This window comes from Planktothrix tepida PCC 9214 (genome assembly GCF_900009145.1).
Lineage (GTDB): Bacteria > Cyanobacteriota > Cyanobacteriia > Cyanobacteriales > Microcoleaceae > Planktothrix > Planktothrix tepida.
In genome coordinates, this window is sequence record NZ_LN889782.1 from 49,788 (window position 1) to 72,045 (window position 22,258).

The 22,258-nt window shown below is 37.9% G+C and carries 17 protein-coding genes and 1 pseudogene; 11 read left to right on the top strand and 7 right to left on the bottom strand.

Annotated features, from left to right (window positions below):
• Nucleotides 1-93: 93 nt before the first annotated feature.
• Nucleotides 94-1,200 (bottom strand): TerB family tellurite resistance protein, encoded by a 1,107-nt coding sequence (locus PL9214_RS03365; protein ID WP_072717431.1) that lies wholly within the window; start codon nucleotides 1,198-1,200, stop codon nucleotides 94-96.
• 1,012 nt (nucleotides 1,201-2,212) lie between these two features.
• On the opposite strand from PL9214_RS03365, the gene PL9214_RS03375 reads away from it, so the two are divergent.
• Both PL9214_RS03375 and PL9214_RS03380 read left to right on the top strand, forming a co-directional pair.
• On the top strand, nucleotides 2,213-6,238 hold the full coding sequence (locus PL9214_RS03375; protein ID WP_186440291.1) for a PAS domain-containing hybrid sensor histidine kinase/response regulator: 4,026 nt from the start codon (nucleotides 2,213-2,215) through the stop codon (nucleotides 6,236-6,238).
• 108 nt (nucleotides 6,239-6,346) lie between these two features.
• On the top strand, nucleotides 6,347-7,624 hold the full coding sequence (locus tag PL9214_RS03380) for a sensor histidine kinase (protein WP_072717434.1): 1,278 nt from the start codon (nucleotides 6,347-6,349) through the stop codon (nucleotides 7,622-7,624).
• A 29-nt stretch (nucleotides 7,625-7,653) separates the two neighbouring features.
• On the opposite strand, the gene PL9214_RS03385 is transcribed toward PL9214_RS03380, so the two are convergent.
• Nucleotides 7,654-8,625, bottom strand: a complete 972-nt coding sequence (locus PL9214_RS03385) for an NAD(P)H-dependent glycerol-3-phosphate dehydrogenase (RefSeq protein WP_072717435.1) — start codon at nucleotides 8,623-8,625, stop codon at nucleotides 7,654-7,656.
• Between the two features lie 63 nt (nucleotides 8,626-8,688).
• Nucleotides 8,689-9,426 (bottom strand): HAD-IIB family hydrolase, encoded by a 738-nt coding sequence (locus PL9214_RS03390; protein ID WP_072718634.1) that lies wholly within the window; start codon nucleotides 9,424-9,426, stop codon nucleotides 8,689-8,691.
• 158 nt (nucleotides 9,427-9,584) lie between these two features.
• Here PL9214_RS03390 and PL9214_RS03395 point away from each other — a divergent pair, with 158 nt between their 5' ends.
• Nucleotides 9,585-10,202 (top strand): LysE family translocator, encoded by a 618-nt coding sequence (locus PL9214_RS03395; protein WP_072717436.1) that lies wholly within the window; start codon nucleotides 9,585-9,587, stop codon nucleotides 10,200-10,202.
• Nucleotides 10,203-10,289: 87 nt separating this feature from the next.
• On the opposite strand, the gene PL9214_RS03400 is transcribed toward PL9214_RS03395, so the two are convergent.
• The 4 genes from PL9214_RS03400 to PL9214_RS03415 all read right to left on the bottom strand — a co-directional run bounded on the left by PL9214_RS03400 (nucleotide 10,290) and on the right by PL9214_RS03415 (nucleotide 15,869).
• On the bottom strand, nucleotides 10,290-10,643 hold the full coding sequence (locus PL9214_RS03400) for a slr1659 superfamily regulator (RefSeq protein WP_072717437.1): 354 nt from the start codon (nucleotides 10,641-10,643) through the stop codon (nucleotides 10,290-10,292).
• A gap of 38 nt (nucleotides 10,644-10,681) precedes the next feature.
• Nucleotides 10,682-11,275: a slr1658 family protein gene (locus tag PL9214_RS03405; RefSeq protein ID WP_072717438.1), complete on the bottom strand. Its 594-nt coding sequence runs from the start codon at nucleotides 11,273-11,275 to the stop codon at nucleotides 10,682-10,684.
• A gap of 179 nt (nucleotides 11,276-11,454) precedes the next feature.
• Nucleotides 11,455-13,569 (bottom strand): SpoIIE family protein phosphatase, encoded by a 2,115-nt coding sequence (locus PL9214_RS03410; protein WP_072717439.1) that lies wholly within the window; start codon nucleotides 13,567-13,569, stop codon nucleotides 11,455-11,457.
• Nucleotides 13,570-13,733: 164 nt separating this feature from the next.
• Complete coding sequence (locus tag PL9214_RS03415; protein WP_072717440.1) at nucleotides 13,734-15,869, bottom strand: SpoIIE family protein phosphatase; 2,136 nt, start codon at nucleotides 15,867-15,869, stop codon at nucleotides 13,734-13,736.
• A 390-nt stretch (nucleotides 15,870-16,259) separates the two neighbouring features.
• Between PL9214_RS03415 and PL9214_RS03420 the strand changes: the two genes are divergently transcribed.
• The 8 genes and pseudogenes from PL9214_RS03420 to PL9214_RS03455 all read left to right on the top strand — a co-directional run bounded on the left by PL9214_RS03420 (nucleotide 16,260) and on the right by PL9214_RS03455 (nucleotide 22,254).
• Nucleotides 16,260-16,697, top strand: a complete 438-nt coding sequence (locus PL9214_RS03420; protein WP_072717441.1) for an RrF2 family transcriptional regulator — start codon at nucleotides 16,260-16,262, stop codon at nucleotides 16,695-16,697.
• Nucleotides 16,698-16,756: 59 nt separating this feature from the next.
• A complete protein-coding gene (gene cysK / locus PL9214_RS03425; RefSeq protein WP_072717442.1) occupies nucleotides 16,757-17,692 on the top strand; it encodes a cysteine synthase A in 936 nt (311 codons plus the stop codon).
• 236 nt (nucleotides 17,693-17,928) lie between these two features.
• Nucleotides 17,929-18,909 carry an FkbM family methyltransferase gene (locus PL9214_RS03430; protein ID WP_072718635.1) on the top strand — a complete coding sequence of 327 codons (981 nt, stop codon included), beginning with the start codon at nucleotides 17,929-17,931 and terminating at the stop codon, nucleotides 18,907-18,909.
• Nucleotides 18,910-19,007: 98 nt separating this feature from the next.
• The gene (locus PL9214_RS03435) at nucleotides 19,008-19,688 is read left to right on the top strand and encodes a Uma2 family endonuclease (protein ID WP_072717443.1); all 681 of its coding nucleotides are present in this window, start codon (nucleotides 19,008-19,010) and stop codon (nucleotides 19,686-19,688) included.
• 80 nt (nucleotides 19,689-19,768) lie between these two features.
• Nucleotides 19,769-20,656: an indole-3-glycerol phosphate synthase TrpC gene (gene trpC / locus PL9214_RS03440; protein WP_072717444.1), complete on the top strand. Its 888-nt coding sequence runs from the start codon at nucleotides 19,769-19,771 to the stop codon at nucleotides 20,654-20,656.
• A 139-nt stretch (nucleotides 20,657-20,795) separates the two neighbouring features.
• Nucleotides 20,796-21,050, top strand: coding sequence for a DUF5340 domain-containing protein (locus PL9214_RS03445; protein ID WP_072717445.1), 255 nt, complete (start codon nucleotides 20,796-20,798; stop codon nucleotides 21,048-21,050).
• Nucleotides 21,051-21,161: 111 nt separating this feature from the next.
• Nucleotides 21,162-21,338: pseudogene (locus PL9214_RS30440) on the top strand (alanine--glyoxylate aminotransferase family protein); the annotation flags it as partial.
• Nucleotides 21,339-21,588: 250 nt separating this feature from the next.
• On the top strand, nucleotides 21,589-22,254 hold the full coding sequence (locus tag PL9214_RS03455; protein ID WP_072717447.1) for a Uma2 family endonuclease: 666 nt from the start codon (nucleotides 21,589-21,591) through the stop codon (nucleotides 22,252-22,254).
• The last annotated feature ends 4 nt before the right edge of the window (nucleotides 22,255-22,258 follow it).

Below are 22,258 nucleotides of genomic sequence, written 5' to 3' on the forward strand. Positions count from 1 at the left end.
AGGGGAGTTTAATTCGCCATCCAGCCGAGGACATATCACTCTTGAAATAGGCTTTTTGATGTGGAATTTAGAGTTTTTTGAGGAATAATATTCTTAAGGTTTTCCATTGCGATTCCGTTTTTTAGCGATCGCATCTAAAATAGCTTGTTCTGCGGGGGTCATTTCACCGTCTATTTGAGCAATTCGCTCACATTGAACTAATAGAGGCGTGACAAAATCAGGATGCAGTTGTTCTAATAAATTCTCTAAGGAAATCGGTGTTTCTAAATAAGTCGAGATCGCTTTTATCGCTTCAGGACTCAGATGAGCTTGTTCTAATTCAGGAATCAGATCAGACTTTGATTTATCGGGATAAGACGCTAAAATCATCTGAGCTAAAATTTGATCCATTACCTGTTGTTGATGACTGGCAAATTTCCAATAATCTTGACTTTCCTGTTGAAAGCTCTGAACCGTTAATTCTGTTGTCTGAGGATGCAGTTTGGTTTCATAAAATCGACAAGCAATATAACCTAAACCATAAAGCAAAATTGCATTAGAAGAAGCTCCAATAACCGCCCCTAAACCGGGAATAATTTCGACCCATTCTAAACCCGTTTGGATCGCTACAGAACTCCCCAAGGATAAGCCAAAAATAGCTAAAACTTCCCCTCGGCGGATGGGATCATTGAGATCTAAACCATAGGCTGCTGCAATTTCATAGGTCATTTCAGCTTGTAGCCGTGTTGTGGTGACTAAATCAATGGCAAATAAAGCTACAGCCAGGGGAGGTAAAAAATTTGTTGCTAACCCAATTCCCGCCGCTTGAATTGATTTCTGCACCATTAAACGGTGAGCAATTTCGCTGGAAGTTTCTTGAGGATACTGTTTTTGCAGATCTTGGACGGTTTTTTGTACCTGTTCAATATTAACGCCACCGAGGAGAATTTCTAACCAACTTGTTCCTAAATTATTGCTGAGAATCTTGACAATTGGATTTTTAGCGATCGCATCTATAATGGCTCCGGTACTTGCTGTTACATTGGCTAAATAGTGTTGAGTTTGTAGTGTAGTTTGTTCAAAGAATTTTGTTGTTACCGCAATCAGTTCGACGAACCATTGTTCTGTTGAGTTTGCCGTTGAGGGGTTCGTTTTTTGGACTGAGTTTGCTTCAGCTTGTAAGTTGTTTTGGTCTTCCTGCACCCTGTTCTCGTTTCCCATTGTTGAGCCTATTAAGGATGAAAAAATAATGGTTTATTTGTCCCTGTGGGTATTGTATACTCAAAAAAGCCCCAAAAAAATAATAGAGAGTCACAACCGATAAATCGATTGATTTGACTCTCCGTTTCCACCAGACTAACCAGAGGGAATAAAGGATTGCACCCAGTACGCTTACCAATATAGGGTACTTTCCTCGAATCGTGCCTCTATCTATAGATAGAGATTACCAGAAAAACGCTGCGAGAGCAACAGCCAAAAACATCTAGTTGCTCGCAAGGCCCAAAATCAACTTTTTCCGCCCCAGTTCACGGGATGGCAGAGAAGGGGACAGGGGGACAGGGGACAGGGGGACAAGGGGACAAGGGGACAGGGGGACAAGGGGACAGGAGGATGGGGGGACAGGGGGATGGGGGGACAAGGGGACAGGGGGACAGGGGGACAAGGGGACAGGGGACAGGGGAATAGGGGATGAGTTTGCTGGATTTAGACCTGTCAAACACTGAAACCCTTTCACTTCTTACTGCGAAGCACTGAGCGTGTCGAAGTGTTCCCTGTTCCCTGTTCCCTGTTCCCTGTTCCCTGTTCCCTGTTCCCTGTTCCCTTTGAACCCTATATGGGCGTGTTCAGGAGTAATAAACTGAAGTAGATCTTGTCACCCCTTATCCTTGTTTGCTAATTTGTGTCTTTGATATCACGATTAGATTTGAAAAAAATATAAATTTTTAATAGTTTATCAGTAAGTAACAATAAATTTTCGATGGCGTTGAGTTTGATCTTAATAATTTATTTCTTAAGACAGATGTACTTTTAATCAATTTTTTTTCATATTAGTAAAGATAGAATCATAGACAAAGTTATACAAAACCAATCAGTTCATTCATTAAGTGTTGCAAAAAAAACTGTTTTTTAAAAGGTTTTTAATTTTAGTTTAAATCATTTTAATTTTAAAAAAACGTTTTAATGTATGGATACTTTTTACTGGGGGAATTCTGAAATCATAGGACTGCTAAAGTTGGCAGATCATTTGCTCAATGCCTTTCAAGTCATTCTTTCCCTTATGGTTGTCAATTTAATCAGGAATCGCCAAAATTTTCCTTTTCGAGGAACTTTTTTTTTGTTGGGAACATTCCTAGTTTTAAACGGACTTATTAATATTATTGATTATCAAACTATCAGTGAGAATTTCCCTCTATTTTTATTGGGAATTAAAGTTTTTATCTTGGGAATGGCAACCTATGATTTTGTTTTGTTGTGTAAAATTTTTCCCCTGGCTTTAAAAATTCCTGATTTTCTGGAATTACAAGATATTAATCGACAATTAAATAATTGCCTTTTAGAACGTCAAAATGCAAAAGATAAATTACAACAAGAAAAAGACTTTCTCAGTGCTTTACTAGATCAGTTATGTGAAGGAATTGTGGTTTGTGATAACTCTGGAAAACTGATTCTCTTTAACCAAGCCAGTCAGAATTTTCATGGACTTCCAGAAACCGATATAAATCTGGAAAATTGGGCAGAATATTATAGTTTATATCAATCCGATGGACAAACCTTAATGCCTGTGGATGAAATTCCTTTATTTCGAGCCTTACAAGGGGAAAGGGTTGAAAATGCCGAAATGGTCATTCATCCAGAAAACAAACAACCTCGAATTATTTTAGCGAATGGACAGGCTTTTTTTAATCCCCAAGGAAAAAAGTTAGGGGCTGTTGTTGCTATGTATGATATTACAGCGCAAAAGCAAGCTCAAATCGCCCTAGAAAAGGAAAAATCAACATTGGAAAAACGGGTCGAGGAACGCACAAGCGAGTTACAAAAGACCATTGAACAATTACAAATTGTCGTCCAGGAATATAACCAAATTGAAATGGCATTACGCCACAGTCAAACGCAGTTACAATTAATTTTAGAAAATACCCCAACCGTGATTTATGCCAAGGATAATCAAGGACGTTTTACCCTTGTTAATCGCAAATTCGAAACCTTATTTAACTGTTGCAGTAGTCACGTTTTAAACCAAACTAATTTTGATGTATTTACCCCGGAAGCAGCCCAACAGTTAAACGTCATTGAACAACAGGTTTTAACGGAAGGAAAAGCGATTAAATTAGAAGAAAAAATTCCCTGTGTCCATCAATATCGTACCTTTTTATCAATTAAATTTCCTTTATTAGGAAGCGATGGAAATCCCGATGGGTTATGTAGTATTTCCACCGATATTACCGACCGAAAACGAATTGAAGAAAAACTGAGGTTATTTGAATCGGCGGTTAATCGGGCTAATGATGCTATTGTGATCACAGAAGCCGATCCTTTGACCCGACCAGGGCCTAAAATTATTTATGTTAATGAAGCCTTCACCCGTTTAACCGGATATAGTGCCGAAGAAATGATTGGTCAGAGTCCACGCTGTTTACAAGGGCCTGAAACCGATCGCGATCAATTGGCTCAAATTCGGGCAAGTTTAAAGAAATTAAACCCGGTACAAACAGAACTGATTAACTATCATAAAGATGGGTCAAAATATTGGGTGGAAATGAGTATTTCTCCGGTGACTAATTCCGAGAAAGAAATTACCCATTTTGTTTCGGTACAACGGGATGTTACCCATAAACGTTTATATGCCAATTCCTTACTTACAGAACGCAAACAAATGCAGCAAATTATTACCGACGCACCCTTTGCTGTTGCTATGTTAGATCGGGAATTTAGGTATATTGCCCATAGCCAACAATGGTTAAAAGATTATCATTTATCAGAAGAATCTTTAATTGGCTTAAGCCATCTCAATATCTTTCCCAATTTACCAGACTATTGGTTAAATATTTATCATCGAGCCTTCGCCGGGGAAGTGCTATCTTGTGCAGAAGATAAAATGAACTATCCCGATGGAACAGAAGGATATGTACGTTGGGCGATTCATCCTTGGCATATTAATGAAACAGAAATTGGTGGGATTTTTATTGCCACTTACCCGATTGATGAGTTAGTTAAAGGCAGAGAATCTGCTTTAGAAACCGTTCGTCTGAAATCTCAATTTATTGCGAATATGAGTCATGAAATTCGCACGCCGATGAATGGGGTAATGGGGATGGCAGGATTGTTAATGAAAAGTGATCTAAGCCCAAAACAAAAGGATTTTGTCCGGGCAATTCGTACCAGTGCCAATCATCTGTTAACTATTATTAACGATATTTTGGATTTTTCTAAATTAGAAGCCAATGAAATGGTTTTAGAAGAATTAGATTTTAATTTAGAAGAGTGTATAGAAACGATCTTAGATTTATTAGCAACCCAAGCAGAAGAAAAAAGCTTAGAATTAGCGGTTTTAATTGAACCCGATGTCTGTCGTCACCTCTGCGGAGATCCCAGCCGATTAAAACAAGTGTTGCTCAATTTAATCGGAAATGCCATCAAATTTACCTTAGAAGGAGAAGTGGTTTTACAAGTTAAAGAAATTCCGACTTCTGATGATAAAATCAAATTGTACTTTAGCGTCAAAGACACCGGAATTGGCATTCCCCCAGACGGTCAGATGAGATTATTTGAAGCCTTTTCTCAAGTCGATGCCTCAACAACGCGACAGTTTGGAGGGACGGGTTTAGGTTTAGTGATTTGTAAACAATTGGTGCAATTAATGGGAGGTGAAATTGGAGTAGAAAGTCAACCCGGACAAGGCTCAACCTTCTGGTTTACCGTTCAATTTAAACCCCCAGTTATTCGAGAGAAATCGGATTTACCCAAAACCCTTTCCCATTTAAAATTATTAGTTGTAGACCCCAGTGCAACGGTGTGTCAATCGGTGCGAACGTTCGCCTGTTCCTGGGGAATGCACGCTGATGAAGCCTACCATCCTGATCAAGCATTAGTGCGGTTACGGTCGGCGGCACGATGTCGTCAACCCTATGATTTTGCTGTGTTTGATCAACAGTTAATTCTGAGTCGAGGAGAACGGTTTATAGAAGTGATTCAAAATGACCCTCGTTTGTTGACAACTAAGTTAATTTTAATGACTTCGATGAATCAATTGGCTGAGACGGAGGAATTATTAGAATGGGGTTTCTCTAGTTATGTGATGAAACCGTTGCGGGCTTCTCGGTTATTTGATGCCTTATTAACGGCGCTGGCTACGGAAATTGCTTGTCTGTTAGAAGAACGTCGATCTCAACCTTCCCCAGAGGAGTCATCTTTAGATGCAACACCCCAATTTAATCTCAAAATTTTATTAGTTGAAGATCATCCGATTAATCAACAAGTGATTTTGAATCAGTTAAGTTTGTTAGGGTGTGAAGCTGATGTTGCAGATAATGGCGAACAAGCTTTAAAACGCTTAGAATCGACTCATTATGATGTTGTCTTTATGGACTGTCAAATGCCAATCTTAGATGGCTATGCCACAACTCAAGAACTCCGACGCCGAGAACGAGAAACACCGAACAAACATACGATTGTGATTGCGTTAACGGCCCATGCCTTACCCGTTGACCGCCAGAAATGTTTAGCGGTGGGTATGGATGACTATATTAGCAAACCCGTTGAACAGGAGGAATTAGAGGCGGTATTGCGCCATTGGGCCACTCAACAGCAATGGGTTTGGCGGGAAGTGACAACACCCCAACCCCCAAAATCTCAAGTAGCTGTGGTTCAACCCCCTGAAGAGCAACCCTTGGTATCCGAGAATAATCAAACTGAAGATCAAAGTTTAATTCCTTTTGATTTAAAACGATTACAAACTATTTCACGGGGTAAACTTGAGTTTCAACAAAAACTTTTACAACTGTTTATTGATAATGCCAAAATTGATTTAAAAATGCTTCGAGAAGCCCTCCTCATCGAAGATTATGAAACCTTGGTCACTTGTGCCCATCGTTTAAAAGGTTCGAGTGGAAATGTAGGAATGCGAAATTTTCCGGCTTTAGCTTCTAATTTAGAACAAAAAGCCCGTCAAAAGACCTTAGAAGGTTGCCGTGAATTAGTTAATACAATGGAAGCCCAATTAACAGAGGCGATCGCCTTTATCCAAACCCATCTTTCCTAAAGTCTCCCCTTGTTGAACGCCTGAGATTGCCTTTAAAACGATTGCGGTTTGCCTTTCTTCCTTACCGAAATAAATTGAAACGCTCTATCCCATTTTTACTTCTGATTTATGGCACAGATTTTGGTCGCAGATGATGATATTACTACACAATTGATTCTGCAACACGCCCTAGAAGAACAAGGACATCAAGTGTATACGGCTGAGGATGGAGAAATGGCCCTGGGTTTAGCTCAGAAATACCATCCGAATTTAGTGATTTGTGATTGGATGATGCCTAAAGTTGATGGGTTAGAAGTGTGCAAAACGTTGAAAGCTGATCCGGATCTGAGTTCTGCATTTTTTATTTTATTGACGGCTAAAGAAAATAGTATTGATCGCATTACGGGGTTAGATTCAGGGGCTGATGATTTTATTTCTAAACCCATTGAAATTGACGAAATTTTAGCACGAGTTCGATCAGGATTAAGAATTCAAAATTTGAATCAAGCGTTGTTAAAAACCAATCAACAGTTAAGTCAAGCGTTATCGAATTTACAACAAGCTCAAGTTCAATTAGTTCAGCATGAAAAAATGTTGAGTTTAGTACAGTTTGTGGCGGGAATTGCCCATGAAATTAATAATCCGGTCACGTTTATTCGGGGAAATCTGGATTATGTAGCCGAATATACTCACAATTTGTTAGAGGTAGTTCATCTGTATCAAAAAGTTTATCCTCAACCTCAACCGGAAATTAAGACGAAATTGAAAGAGATGGAGGTTGAGTATATTATGGATGATTTACCTCAAGTTCTGAAGTCGATGGAACAGGGAACTGAACGAATTAGTAATATTATTCAATCTTTGAGAAACTTTTCCCGGTTGGATGAATCGGAGAAAAAATTAGCTAATATTCATGAAGGAATTGATAATACTTTATTAATTTTGCAAAGTCGTCTGAATCAAAACTCCAAGCATCCGATTCAAGTGATTAAATTATATGGAAAAATACCCCCGATTATTTGTTATCCAAGTCACTTAAATCAGGTGTTTATGAATTTATTAAATAATGCTATTGATGCGATCGCCCTACACCAAAAACAACATCCTATTCTGGAACCGAAAATTTGGATTAAAACTGAAACCTGTGTCTCTTCTAATCCTCATCAAAGTTTAACCCAGGCGATTAGAATTCGGATTCACGATAATGGAATCGGGATTCCCAAAGAAATTCGTCCCCAAATTGTTGATCCCTTTTTTACAACAAAACCCGTCGGTTCTGGAACCGGATTAGGTCTGAGTATTGCTTATCAAATTGTAGTTGAAAAACACGGAGGAACCTTTAAATTTCATTCGGAAGTAGGGAAAGGAACAGAGTTTATTGTGGAAATTCCGGTTCTTCCATCTTGAACATTGACTCAATTCCTATTCCCCTGTTTTTAGCGATCATAAAATTCCGGTTTTAAATCCCGTTCCATTAAGGCTTCAACCGCTTTTTGAGGAGTTATTTGATGATTTAAAAGCTGATAAACTTGCCAGGAAATCGGGACTGGAATCCGTTCTCGATGGGCAATTTCAATTAAAACATTGGTCGTATTGACTCCTTCTGCGGTACTTCCTAATTCAGTTAAGACTTGTTCTAAAGATTTACCTTCTGCTAATCCATAGCCTACGCGATAATTACGGCTTAAAGCACTATTACAAGTGGTTAACATATCTCCTAAACCGGATAACCCAAAAAACGTTTCTGTTTTTCCGCCTAAATGGGTTCCAATTCTAATAATTTCGGTTAAAGCACGAGTTAGTAAGGCGGATTTAGCATTTGTTCCTAATTGTAATCCATCACAAACTCCCGCCGCGATCGCAATTACATTTTTTAAGGTTCCTCCTAATTCTGTTCCCATGGGATCGGAACTGGTATACACCCGAAATCGATTAGAGGCAAACACCGTTTGGACAATCTTTGCGGCTTCTAAATTTTCACTGGCTACCACCGTGGCGGCGGGTAAACCTTGTTCAATTTCTGCGGATAAATTCGGCCCCGATAAAACAACAATGGGATGTTGAGGAAACCAGTTTCCCCACAGTTGAGAAGGAGTCCGAGTGCTATCAGGATCTAAGCCTTTTGTAGCGGTAACAATGGGAATTTTTTCCGGTAATTTTAAGGTTTGAAGCTGTTGGGCTGTTACGGCTACTCCTCTCATGGAAATAGCAGAAACTAAGACATCAACGGCGTTAATACTTTCTTCTAAGGAATTCCCAAAACGGCGTGACCAAAGGTTAACTGTATGGCCATTATAACGCGCTAATTGTGCTAAGGCTGAACCCCAAGCCCCCGCACCTAAAATGGCTAATGTTAAGGGCTGATGAGGCACTGGGGGTTGAGACAAGGAAGTAGAATCTTGGGTCATATAATCTCAGGAAATCGGAAACATTAAGGTTGAAAGACTGATTCACTTAAACTCAATCAAAGTTTAGAAGGTTTTTCCGTAATATTGAATTCCATCCCAAATTCCAGCGACTCCTGGAAATTCACTGTAATAAACATTCTTTAAACTTTTAATTTTTTCGACTAATTTTAATTCTGAGTTCCCCACAGCAATACTTTTCAGTCCGGTTTCAAATAAGGGTAAATCGTTCAAGGAATCTCCTGATGTAATCACTTGTTGGGGATGTATCTTTAACATATCCATTAATTTAAGCAAGGTTGAACCTTTGGCAACACCGGGGGGTAAAATATCTAAATATTTATCCGCAGAGGTAATACATTGAAATCCCGCATCGTGAATTTTTTTAACAATTCGTTCTTGATTTTCATCAGGTTTATAATAATAAGAAACTCGATATTCGGCAAAAATCGGTTGTAAGGTTAATCCAGGTTCATCTGTTAAAAGTTGGTGAGCAAATTCGCTGGCATTTCCCCAAAGATTCGCAATCCAATTTTGCACTTCTGCTACAGGAGTTAAGCTTTTTCCTTCATAAACCGTTGTTCCCACATCTCCAATTAGATAATCGGGTCGGGGCATCTTTATGTTTTTTTCATCATATAAACGTAGGGTGAATTCTAAACTTCGACCCGTGACAAAGATTAATAATAAGCGATGGCGGTTTTCCTCTAAATAGTCATAAAATTTTTGTCTTTCCTCTGGAGAACCACCTAAAAATGTACCATCTAAATCCGTTGCTAAAACTAAAGTGTTATTCTGAATCATGGTTTGGTTTTGAGTGACTTTTAACTTCCCTATTTCATCATAAAACATGGAGACAACAGTAAGCCCTAAAATGCTTAAAAGCTTAGTACACCCTTAAGGGCTGCACACCTTCCTACAGTGGTAGGCTTTAAAAGGTTATTACAGTTTTGGAATTAATTATGGATATTCGGTTTTTAGTTAAGGGTTTAATCATTGGTTTTTCCATTGCGGCTCCTGTGGGGCCCATTGGGATTTTATGTATTCGTCGTTCCTTATCTGATGGGCATTGGGTGGGATTTTTTACGGGGTTAGGTGCCGCTAGTGCAGATGCTTTCTATGGGTTTATTGCGGGATTTGGATTAACCATCATCTCTAATATTTTAGTCAGTCAACAAATAATTTTAAAATTAATAGGGGGCTTATTTTTATGTTATTTAGGCTTAAAAACAGCCTTGGCAAAACCAGCCCAAGATGCCGCAAATCCATCAGGAAAAGTGGTGAGTGCCTATGCTTCCACCTTTTTTCTAACGGTGACAAATCCTATGACAATTTTATCTTTTGTTGCTATTTTTGCCGGATTAGGATTGGGAAGCAGCAATAATTATGGAGATGCTGGGATCTTGGTTTTAGGAGTGTTTTTAGGGTCAGCATTGTGGTGGTTGATCTTAGTCAGTGGGGTCAGTTTATTCCGTGATAAAATCAGTTCGGATACCCTGCACTGGGTAAACCGGATGTCAGGAATTCTGATTTTTGGGTTCGGGTTAGGGGCATTATTCAGCTTAGTAATAGGGGATTAAAGTTTATGAATTCCAACGTTCATTTTGTTAAAAGAATAAATATTGAGCGAAACTTAGTTATTCCCTTGAATTGAGATTGAAAATTAATTATTCAACCTTCAACTCTAAACTGGGTAAAAACTTTTTTAGATTTTGCAAAGATTTATCTTGCCATGCCACTTCTTTAGAGCCTAAAATAATTAATTGAATTTGAGGTTTTTTCCGCAATCCCATGACAAATTTTGATAACAAACTAATTCCAGAACTATTTAAAAACGATAAATTTCTTAAATCTAAGGTCATCAATGGAGGTTCCGTTGCCATAACTTGTTCTAATAATTTTTTAATCGGTTCATATTCCACCGGCCCCCCTAAACTCAATTCTCCTTGAAAACAAATCATCACAGATTCAGGATCATATTGAACAATATGGTCTTCACCTTTAATTTCCTGTACTGTCATTGTTGCTACCTCTCTCTAGCTGTAAAAATAACTCAATTTTACACGGTTACTTGAGCCATCGTTGTTACTAAAATAATTTTTGGTTGTTCGGAAATCTGTTCAAATTTCCAACCCAGTTGAGCTTGATAATCATTGATCATCGTTAATAAGCCTAAACCTGAAGCATTATTATTTTCATCCTCTACACTTTGTTCAACTTGACGAATATACAACTCATTGGGATCTTCAGTCAGTAATTCTTGAATAAAGGATTGAAACTTTTCCATTCCTTCTGTGGTAATTGAATTTGTCGCAAAAATAGCAGCCGTTACCGTTTGGCTTTCTTCAATAAAATGGATGCCAAATTTAATTTTAGATTTTACCTTCTCATTATTAAATTTCATGGCATTTTCTAACAATTCATTTGCCACATAACTAACGGCTCCTTTCCCCTGTTTAATCCGTTTTTCTCGGCTGGGGTTATCAGCATCTAAGGGTAAAAAAGTTGAAAAATAATCTGCTACAAAATGAGCCGATAAAAGATTATTTCGCCAGCGTTGTTTAATCGGTCGGGATGTTGGCGTGAATGTCAACTCCAAAGAATCATGATCAGGGGGAAATTGATGTAAAAACTCTCCAAAAATTTGCGCCATAATCACTTGACCTGGGGGAAAATCACTGGGTTATTCAATAATAGCCTTTATATTTTAGGCTAATTCTGTTCAAAAACCACAAAATTAATAAAATCTTAACTCAAGGGGACAAAATTATCAAATTTTTTTTGATCCAAGCTCTGATTTATTTTGTTCGGATCAATCTGAATCTCCCTCCTCTAGCGTTGTTTTAAAATTAATAGGGTAATATCATCAAACTGTTTTTGATGTCCCCTGAATGTCTTAATATCGGAAATCACTGCTTCCTTAATTTCCTCAGCTTGATAATGCCAATTTTCACTGATAACGTTACACAGTCTTTCCAAGCTATATTGGGATTTTTGCATATTTCTAGCTTCTGTAATTCCATCAGTATAAAGCACAATAAAATCTCCTCGTTTTAACTCCACCTCGATTTGATTAATAAATTCCGAAATATCTTCATCTAAACCTATGGGTAAACCTAAATCAATGGTATCAATTCGCTCAACGTTCCCTCCTTGACGAACGATTAAGATTTCCTCATGTTGACCACTAATATTTAAATGACCATTCTGATAATTTAAAATCGCTAAGGTCAGATTTTTATCAGAATTCATTCGTTGAACATTACGATAAATGGCTCGATTCAAAATATTTAAAAACTGAACTGGATCAGATTCTTGAACTTCCTTAAGAATCCGAACAGCAGCTTGAGTCATCACCATTAAAATACCGCTTTCTAAGCCATGACCCGTCACATCTCCAATGCCAATCGTGACAACGCCATCGGTATATAAAATATCATAATAATCTCCTCCCACTTCATGGGCAGGTTCCATATATACTGCAATGTCTAGCCCTTCAATTAAAGCTAATTCTTCTGGGTTGGGGAGAATCAATTGCTGCATTTGTCGCAACAAATCTAACTCTCCACTCATCCGAGAGTTATCGGCTTTTAATTGTTGATTTAATGCTAAAATTTTAGCATGAGCATCTGCTAATTCTGCCGTTCTTTCTATCACTTTTTGTTCTAAAGTTTCAAAAGAATCTTGGATTTGATTTGCCATTTGATTAAAAGATTTACCCAATTCTGCGAGTTCAATAATGCGAGTAACTTTAACAGTTTGATCTAAATCTCCGGTTGTGATTCTCTGAGAAGCTCGATTTAATCGTAGAATGGGTTCAGTAATCCAACGAGCAATTAAAATCCCCATTGTTGTTGCGATCGCTAAAGCAATGATACATAATAAAATTGTTTTCTGAGTATTCGCATCAATTTCTCCCATAAAATCTGACTCAGGAATGGTAATCACAATCAGCCAATTTAAACCGAATTGATCTTGCCAAGGAGTAACCCATAGAAAAATTTTTTCACCGTTTAATTTAAAACTTAAGGCTTGTTTTTTATTAATTTCAGTGAGATTATTAAACCGTTGCATGAGATATTGACTCGACGCACGAATTAACGGATCACGACTTTGAAAAGCACTTAATCGTTGAGAAGATCCATCAACATTTAAATAGGGTTTTTCAGAACTGGAACTAGCAACAATCAAACCATTCCGTTCCACAATAAAAATTTTACTAGAGGAACTAATATATAAATGCTTTAAAAAATTACTAATTTGAGTTAAAATTAAATCAATTCCAATTACACCCACTAATTTATTTTGTTGATTATAGATCGGATAACTAGAAGCAATAGAAATCACGTCCGGGCGATCATCCCATTGATAAATTTCAGTCCAAATCGGTTTACCTGCTGCCACCGCATTACTATACCATTCATCATCTTGATAAGGATATTTTTCATGGGCTAGAAGCGTTGTGGGATCACCATGATCATCTAAAGCATAACGTTTATAATAACCTTTATCCGTTGGGTTCATTAATTCTAAATAGAGTGTGCCATCATCTTCGCGACCCACACCTAAAAATAATCCATCCACAGTTCCCAAATTAAAATAACTGAGATAAGGATACACTTTCATCTGCTTCCAAAAATGGCGACGGATGCTGTCTAAATCTTGAAAATTTAGTAAACCCAACTGAACTAAATTAAAATTAACTTCATTAACTTGAGTCGGTGCTGTTAAATAATAATTTAACTGTTGAATAATCCTTTGACTGACCTCATTTTGAAGTTTATTAGCTAAATTATTAACAGATTTTTGTCCATTTTCAAAGGATAACCATCCCACTAATCCAACGGCGGTAAAAATTTGCAAGACAAAAGGAAAAATCAGAAGATTTCTCAGAGAAATCTTTTTAAAGCTAGAATAAATCCAGGGATTAAAAAATTGATTTGACATGGGCTTGATCCTCAAAGAGGAATGATAAGTAATCCGTTGTTGTGCTTTAGCACCCTTTCTTGCCCTGAAATACAACAACAGGTCTTTAACCAATATCTTATTCTTGACCGATATCCCGGACAGAATATTTAACTTAACAATTTCTTATCCCCTTTCTCCCCTTATTATTTTTTTTTAATCACTAATAATGTCATATCATCAAATTGTTTTTCTTGACCCATAAATGACTGTACATCATTAATTACAGCATTTTTTATGACTTCTGCGGTCTGATGCCAGTTTTGACTAATAATGCTACAAAGCTGTTCCACTCCATAGAATTTTTTCCGGTTATTTTGGGCTTCGGTAATCCCATCAGTATACAAAACAACTCCATCCCCAGAATTTAAGACAATTAAAGTATGGCTAATAAATTGAGTAATATCTTCATCTAAGCCAATGGGTAGCCCTAAATCCATTGTATTAACTCGTTCAACATTACCGCTTTGACGAACGATTAAAATTTCCTCATGTTGCCCACTGATACTTAATAAACCTTCAGAATAATTTAAAATAGCTAAAGTTAGATTTTTATCTGAATTCATCCGTTGAACATTATAATAAATCATTCGATTTAAAGTATTTAAAAAGATAACAGTATCATGCTCCTGTACTTCTTTTAAGGTACGAACGGCTGCTTGAATCATCACCATTAAAATTCCGCTTTCTAACCCATGACCTGTAACATCTCCAATGCCAATCGTAACAATTCCATTCGTATATAAAATATCATAATAATCACCCCCCACTTCATCGGCAGGTTTCATATATCCGACGATTTCTAAGTCTTGAATTTCGGCTAATTCTTGGGGTTTGGGAAGAATTAATTGTTGCATTTCTCTGAGAATATCAAGTTCTGCACTCATGCGTAAATTTTCGGCTTTGAGTCGCACATTTAAGGAACTAATTTCTTGATTAGCTTCTGCCAATTGTTGGGTACGCTCTTCGACTTTTTCTTCTAAGTTATCAAAGGATTCTTTCAATTGAACTGCCATCGAATTAAAAGAATTTGCCAAGGTTTCTAATTCTTGAATTCCTGTGATTTCCAGATTTTGAGTTAATTCTCCTTCTGCTAGTTTATGGGAAGCTTGATTAATTGTCAAAATGGGTTTTGTAATCCAACGGGCTGTTAAAAGTCCCATTCCTGTAGCGACTCCCAAAGCGATTAAACATAACCCAATCGTCATACGATTATTTTGTTGAATTCGTGCCATAAAATCGGCTTCAGGAACAACCACCACCACTAACCAATCGATGCCTTTTCCATCTCGAATGGGTAAAATTTGAGCATAATACCACCCATCATTTTGCAAAAATTTAACTTGTTCATTATTTTGAATTGCCTTAAAACTACCAAACCGTTTTAAAAAGGCATTAGCCGTATTCCGAATGGTAGAATTTGTACTATGATTGGCAAGCATTCGTTCAATGATAGCCTCTTCTCCTTTCCATTGGAGTTTAAAAGGCTTTTCAATTTTAGAACTAACAACTAACTCCCCCGAACGTTCAATAATAAAACTTTGTCCACGAGGACTAATATAAAGCTTTTCTAAAAATTCTGTAATTCTTAATAAGGTAATATTAATACATAAAACGCCCTGTAAGTTTTGCTGTAGATCAAACACGGGCCAAACCACCGACATTCCTAAAGCCGTGTCTGTATTTCGGCGAGAAAAGAAAGGGTAAATGGAAGTCCAAATCGGTTTTTGAGCTTGTTTTGCTTGTTGATACCAAGGACGTTGACGAGGATCATATTCGGCTTTTTTTAACAATTTAACCCGGTTTCCCTGTTGATCTAAAAGGTAAACGTCACGGATGGGTTCAGTGTCAATGGTGCGAATTTTGAGTTGAATTTCACTATTTTCTAAATGTTCAACGCCGACAAATTCTCCCTGTTCATTTCCATATAAAAAATAACTTTCTAAATCTCCTTCTAAGACGACTTGAAAAAAATATTGCTTTAATCCTTCAATATCATTCAAATTTAACGTTCCGGCTTCTACACTATCATGGGTAACTCGCAAAATTTGAAAGGATTTATCAAAATAGTTTAAAACATGATTTTCAATCCGAACACTAACGCTTTGTATTAACTGTTGTGCTAGATTTTCAACCGCTTGTTGACCATTTTTAAAGGAGAAATAACCCACTAATCCAACAGCGGCCGTAATTTGCAAGATAAAGGGAAAAACCAAAGCGGTTTTTAATCGAATTCTCCGTAAAGGTTGAAACCCCGAACGGATTTTTAAGAAAGAGTTCATACCCTGTGTCTAATGTCAGGTGTCGAGGGTTGGGTTTTAGATTGGGGAAAAAAGAAGCCAATCGTTAACAGTAAACTATCAAAAAATAGCCGTTAACATTTCTGATTTTAATAACAGAGGTCAAATAAGTCAAGGACTTGAGGCAAGGCGGTGAGGGATAAAATTCAGATAAACCCTATATTAATTTTTTTTAAAAAGAATAATTTAATATAAGATATGAAACTTATTAATTGTTATTGATTGATCCCAAAAACCGATAAATTCGTTGCGTTTTGAGATCAAACCGGGAACAGCTTAACAGGGATCTACATATTTCCCGTTTAATTCCTGTATTCCGAGAGGAAAACTGGGGTATACTAAAAAAGTGAAACAGTTGTTAATGATTTCTGCGTGGAACTCTCCTGTAAAAGTCAGTATGCCCTTCTCGCCCTGATCGAATTGGCAACTCACTATGATGATCCTGAACCCAGGCAGGTTCGCCAAATTGCAGCCCAGCATAATATTCCTGATCGCTATCTCGAACAATTGCTGGCAACCTTGCGGCGCTGTGGCATCGTTCGCAGTCAACGAGGCTCCAAAGGAGGCTATTATCTGGCCAAGGAACCGGGGAAAATTACTCTATTTGATGTGGTCAACTGCTTAGAAGGAACAGATCCCGAAGCAGCCCCTCAAAATTCTTGCCTCAATACCGTTGAAAGTGCAATCATTTGGGAATTTTGGCAAGAAGCAGAGCAAATGGCTAACTCTGTGTTACAGAAATACACCTTAAAAGACTTGTGTGAACAAAGAGATGCCCGACAACAGAAGGATATTATGTATTACATCTGAATGGTTAGGTATGAGTTCCTCAGACTGCTTGTATCATTGTTCTTTATTCGAGTCTCAATATGCGTATCGCTCATAACATTACTGAATTAGTGGGTCACACTCCTTTAGTCCAACTGAACCGAATTCCCAAGGCGGAAGGATGTGTGGCTCAAATTGTTGTGAAATTAGAAGGGATGAACCCCGCCTCTTCCGTCAAAGATCGAATTGGGGTGAATATGATTAATGTCGCGGAAAAAGAAGGGCTGATCACCCCCGGTAAAACTGTATTAGTGGAACCCACCTCCGGGAATACTGGAATTGCCCTGGCTATGGTCGCCGCAGCTAGAGGCTATCGTTTAATTTTAACGATGCCAGAAACCATGAGTTCAGAACGACGGGCGATGTTAAAGGCTTATGGGGCAGAACTAGAACTCACTCCCGGTATTGAAGGGATGAGTGGTTGTATTAGAAGGGCTCAGGAAATTGTGGATACCCTGCCCGATGCCTATATGTTACAACAATTCCGCAACCCGGCTAACCCCCAAATTCACCGCAAAACAACGGCTGAGGAAATTTGGACGGATACCGATGGTTGTGTCGATATTCTCATTTCTGGGGTGGGAACCGGAGGTACATTAACCGGAGTAGCCGAAGTCCTCAAACAACGTAAACCGAATTTTCAAGCTATTGCAGTAGAACCTGCCAATAGTCCAATTTTATCCGGGGGTAAACCAGGGCCCCATAAAATTCAAGGCATTGGGGCTGGCTTTATTCCTCCCGTTTTGAATGTTGATCTCATTGATGAAGTGATTCAAGTTCGGGATGAGGATGCCATGATTTTTGGCCGTCGCATGGCGCGAGAAGAAGGGATTTTATCAGGAATTTCCTCCGGTGCGGCATTGTATGCTGCCATTGAAGTTGGTAAACGCCCTGAAAATAAAGGCAAACTGATTGTGATGATTCAACCGAGTTTCGGCGAACGTTACCTGAGTACACCTTTATTTCAAGAAGGTTGAGTGTTGTCAGTTATCAGTTATCAGTTATCAGTTGTTAGACGTGCTGGGGACTTACGGCATCAACTCCCCCAGGTGCGTCTTTACAGATGTTAACCATTCCCCCTCTTCCCTCTTCTCCTCTCCCCCTACTTCCCCCTGTAGGGGACAGGGTTTCCCTACCCAAATTTAAACAGGTGAAAAGAGGGTTGGGAGGGACGCCACCCCGACAGGTTTTGATCACAAATCATTTTTATCTTATGTCTATCTTTGTTAAATATTTAAAACAATCGGGATATTTAGATCAGATTGACCTAACTTTATGTATTGTAGGTTCGCGTCAGGTTCAAGAATTTATTGATATTGATTATTCCCATCAAGGGTGGGAAATTTTTGCCCCTGGTTTAACCATTTATGGTTTTGATGCGGATGAAAAAGCTTGTCAAGACCGCAATCAACAATTAGCACAAAAAAAGATAAACTGGACAGAAACCCATATTCCTTTAGCGGTTTGGAATACGTCAGGAACTCAAACTTTATATCAAACCCAACATCCAGAATGTAGTTCCTTATATCCTCCCAATGAATTAGTGATTAATCGTTTAGATGAATATGCTGAACGTCATAAATTAATCTCTACAACTTCTGTAAAAACCACAACCCTAGATGAGTTTTTTCAAGATAAAACCACATCAATTGATTTTCTTCAGTTGGATGTCCAAGGCGGAGAATTAAACGTTTTAGAAGGGTGTTCTCAACTGTTAGAACATCAAATTTTAATGATATTAGTGGAAGTTTCATTTATAGAACTCTATAAAAATCAACCGTTATTTGCAGAAGTTGATATTTATCTTAGAAATCAAGGGTTTACCCTCCTCGACTTTGGAAAACGATGGAATGGTCGTCGTCAAGGAATTACATTGATGTCTCGTCAACACCCTGGACAATTAGTATGGACAGATGGGTTTTATGTTCGAGATTTAATTCGACCGGATCAAAATTTAGGTTTTAAAACCCCTGATAATATTCTAAAATTGGCTTGTATCGCTGATATTTTTATGTTCTATGATTATGCTTTAGAACTCTTAGGATATTTAACTTTAAATTATGGAGATAACCCTCAATATCATTTAACGGATGTAATCATTAACAGTATTCAAGAGCATCCAGAAATAAAAAATCTTAATATAGAATCTATTCCTTTTATTTCTAAATTACTGAAAAAGAGTCATCCCTCTTAATTAACTTGATTTCGCTAATAGGCGTATTTTTTTTAAAATAACGCTATTAAATTAATTTTAAGCTAAACTATATCTATCGTGAGTCGGTTAAACAGTCTATGTCTATTATTTATAACGAACCTTCCCTCTTTCTAGCGTCAGAACAAGAGGAATTTGATGATATTATATTTCCACCCGGTAATTTGTGGAGTGAGGAACCAGCATTGGAAAGTTACTTACATTTACAACAACTGATACTTTTATTAAAATGCCTTGACTGGTGGTGGCGTGAGCGCAATGATTATTTTTCAGCAGGTAATCTCACTGTTTATTTTAGCCCCAATCAAAAAAAATCAGAACATTTTAGAGGGCCAGATTTTTTAGTGGTTTTGAACACAGAACGCAAACCTCGCCGAAGTTGGGTTGTGTGGGAAGAAGGGAAATATCCTAATATTATTATTGAACTATTATCTCCCTCCACCGCAGAAATTGATAAAGGTTTCAAGAAACAACTGTATCAAGATACATTCCGAACTTTTGATTATTTTTGGTTTGATCCTGAAACTTTAGAGTTAGCAGGATTTCATTTAGTTGATGGACAATACCAACCCCTTGAACCCAACTCTCAAGGATGGTTATGGAGTCAACAATTAGAATTATTTTTAGGCGTTCATAACTCTCAATTGCGTTTTTTTACTTCTGAAGGTAAACTTCTCCCCACTCCTGAAGAAGTAGCAACAGAAGCCGAAGCTTTATTAGCAAAATATCGAGAACAATTTGGAGATTTACCCGAAAGTTAAGATAAGATTCAAGGATTTAAGCTCATATTAGGATTATAATTTAAGACAGTCGAGTTAAACAATAAACCTCCTCAACTTCTATGGTCTCTATTCGTCGTCGTCCACCTAATCCTGCTGTTGAAGTATTAAACTTACGCTATCAGGTTGCTGTCCCTGGTGCAGAACCTCAGAATATTTTAGAAGAAATTATTTGGTATAAAGAAAAAGAAATCACCGACTTAAGGGAACGTTTACCCTTAGAACAATTAAAACAAAAAGTCAATACAATTCCTGCACCCCGTAACTTTTTTGAAGCATTAAAATCTAGTCAAACTCAACCTGCGGTCATCGCTGAAGTTAAAAAAGCCTCCCCCAGTAAAGGCGTAATTCGAGAAGATTTTGACCCCGTTGCGATCGCAAAATCCTATCAGCAAGGAGGCGCAAGTTGTTTATCGGTTTTAACCGATCAAAAATTCTTTCAAGGGAGTTTTGAAAATCTAGCTAAAGTTCGGGCTGTTGTTGATTTACCCTTACTTTGTAAAGATTTTGTTATCTATCCTTATCAAATTTATTTAGCGCGATATCATGGAGCCGATGCGGTTTTATTAATTGCTGCGGTTCTATCCGATCAAGATTTACAATATTTTCTCAAAATCGCAAAAGTATTAGGAATGACCGCTTTAATTGAAGTCCATACCCTCGAAGAATTAGATCGAGTTTTAAGCTTAAATGGCGTTAATTTAATCGGCATTAATAATCGCAATTTACAAGATTTTACCGTTGATTTACAAACTACTTGCCAATTGTTACAAACCCGACAATCGCAATTCCAATCCCGTGATATTTTAGTGGTGAGTGAATCAGGACTTCATACCCGTGAGGATCTCAATTTAGTCACCCAAGCCGGGGCGAGAGCCGTTTTGATTGGGGAATCTTTCATGAAGCAACCCGATCCAGGTGTTGCCTTAAATCAACTGATTACCTCTTAGTGTATTATAGGGAAACGACAGTGAAATCCTGTTTCCTGAGTTGAATATTCTCATCCTGAGATAATTTTTAACCCCATTGAAGCCCTCGATCTTTCAATTGATCATGCAGTCTGGTTTACTGGAGATTTAGTTAAAGTTGATGGAACCGATTCCTCTTCCTGCTTATGTTCATTATGAACTGCTCCTGCAATTTCTAGAACGAAAAACGAGGTTTGCAGTTAAACGGAACTCTCCTCAATACGAGAAGGTTGATCAATTGATTATTACCTTACGGAAAGCCGTCGCCCTACACAAGCAATTAGAGCAAAGCTGTATTCAAGCAAATCTCCCCGTTGACTATCGCTGGTCTTTGAATGAAATTAATCCCGAACAGATTAATTTACCAGAGGGATAAAGGGTGGAAAGAAGAATTCACCAATTGAGAATTAAGTTGCAATTTTGAGGGAAAATATTTCCTTCTGTGACTTACACAAAACAGCGAACCCATAAAGAGTAAAAACAGACAATGGACGATAAATTAATGTTGATGATTCCGGGGCCAACCCCCGTTCCTGAACAGGCTTTATTAGCACTGTCAAAACACCCCATCGGACATCGCAGTGGGGATTTTAGCAAAATCATGGAGGAAGTGACGGCGAACCTGAAATGGTTACACCAAACCCAAAATGATGTGCTGATTTTAANACCTCTTTGGGCGGTTTTGCCTTTTTTATGCTCGACGACTGATTTTGTAATAAAACTTGATATTGTTCTCAACATAGGTGAAAGCCTAACTCATCATTTCAGAATACTCCCGAATCCCTACACTGTATCGGCTCAATGGCTCACCATTTGGCTCAATATAAAAGGCTCTTTTGGCTCTTTTGGTTCATTTTTGCCACAAAAGCATGATATAATCGTTGCGATCGCACATTATCGGGCAGGTATCACAGATGACAGCCACCCTGATTCAGCCACCCCAAGAGAAACAAAGTCCCCTTGCGGATCATGTTCTTTTGAAAAATATTAGTTGGCAAACCTATCAATTGCTGTTAGAAGATTTAGCGGAACAGCCGGGGATTCGGTTGATTTATGACCAAGGTTTACTAGAAATTATGACCCCTTTAGATCCCCATGAAGGTAACAAAAAACTATTAGGCCGTTTGGTAGAAACTCTGACTGAAGAATTAAATATTGAAGTTAGGAGTTTGGGTTCGAGAACTTGCCAACGTCAAGATTTAAACAGAGGTTTTGAACCCGATCAATGTTACTACATTCAAAATGAACCTTTAGTCTGGGATAAAGAGCAAATTGACCTGCAACAAGACCCACCACCGGATTTAATTATTGAAATTGATATTACCAGTAGCTCTATTAATCAATTAGAACTGTATAAAGCTTTTCGTGTGCCGGAAGTTTGGCGGTATGATGGAAAAAATATAACATTCTATCAATTAGAAGGAGAAGCCTACCGAGAAACCAATAAATCTCCTACTTTTCCCTTTCTTTCTCAAAGTGACATTATGCACTTTTTGGAACTCAAGAAAACGACTAGGGAAAATGCTTGGATTGGCTTATTTCGTGAGTGGGTGAAAAGTCAAATTCCAACAGCAAATTGAATGA

What these genes read in the sequence shown, in the direction of transcription:
- PL9214_RS03365 (WP_072717431.1), bottom strand. Translation starts at nt 1,200, where the DNA reads ATGGGAAACGAGAACAGGGTGCAGGAAGACCAAAACAACTTACAAGCT.
- PL9214_RS03380 (WP_072717434.1), top strand. Translation starts at nt 6,347, where the DNA reads ATGGCACAGATTTTGGTCGCAGATGATGATATTACTACACAATTGATT.
- PL9214_RS03385 (WP_072717435.1), bottom strand. Translation starts at nt 8,625, where the DNA reads ATGACCCAAGATTCTACTTCCTTGTCTCAACCCCCAGTGCCTCATCAG.
- PL9214_RS03390 (WP_072718634.1), bottom strand. Translation starts at nt 9,426, where the DNA reads ATGATTCAGAATAACACTTTAGTTTTAGCAACGGATTTAGATGGTACA.
- PL9214_RS03395 (WP_072717436.1), top strand. Translation starts at nt 9,585, where the DNA reads ATGGATATTCGGTTTTTAGTTAAGGGTTTAATCATTGGTTTTTCCATT.
- PL9214_RS03400 (WP_072717437.1), bottom strand. Translation starts at nt 10,643, where the DNA reads ATGACAGTACAGGAAATTAAAGGTGAAGACCATATTGTTCAATATGAT.
- PL9214_RS03405 (WP_072717438.1), bottom strand. Translation starts at nt 11,275, where the DNA reads ATGGCGCAAATTTTTGGAGAGTTTTTACATCAATTTCCCCCTGATCAT.
- PL9214_RS03410 (WP_072717439.1), bottom strand. Translation starts at nt 13,569, where the DNA reads ATGTCAAATCAATTTTTTAATCCCTGGATTTATTCTAGCTTTAAAAAG.
- PL9214_RS03415 (WP_072717440.1), bottom strand. Translation starts at nt 15,869, where the DNA reads ATGAACTCTTTCTTAAAAATCCGTTCGGGGTTTCAACCTTTACGGAGA.
- cysK (WP_072717442.1), top strand. Translation starts at nt 16,757, where the DNA reads ATGCGTATCGCTCATAACATTACTGAATTAGTGGGTCACACTCCTTTA.
- PL9214_RS03430 (WP_072718635.1), top strand. Translation starts at nt 17,929, where the DNA reads ATGTCTATCTTTGTTAAATATTTAAAACAATCGGGATATTTAGATCAG.
- PL9214_RS03435 (WP_072717443.1), top strand. Translation starts at nt 19,008, where the DNA reads ATGTCTATTATTTATAACGAACCTTCCCTCTTTCTAGCGTCAGAACAA.
- trpC (WP_072717444.1), top strand. Translation starts at nt 19,769, where the DNA reads ATGGTCTCTATTCGTCGTCGTCCACCTAATCCTGCTGTTGAAGTATTA.
- PL9214_RS03445 (WP_072717445.1), top strand. Translation starts at nt 20,796, where the DNA reads ATGGAACCGATTCCTCTTCCTGCTTATGTTCATTATGAACTGCTCCTG.
- PL9214_RS03455 (WP_072717447.1), top strand. Translation starts at nt 21,589, where the DNA reads ATGACAGCCACCCTGATTCAGCCACCCCAAGAGAAACAAAGTCCCCTT.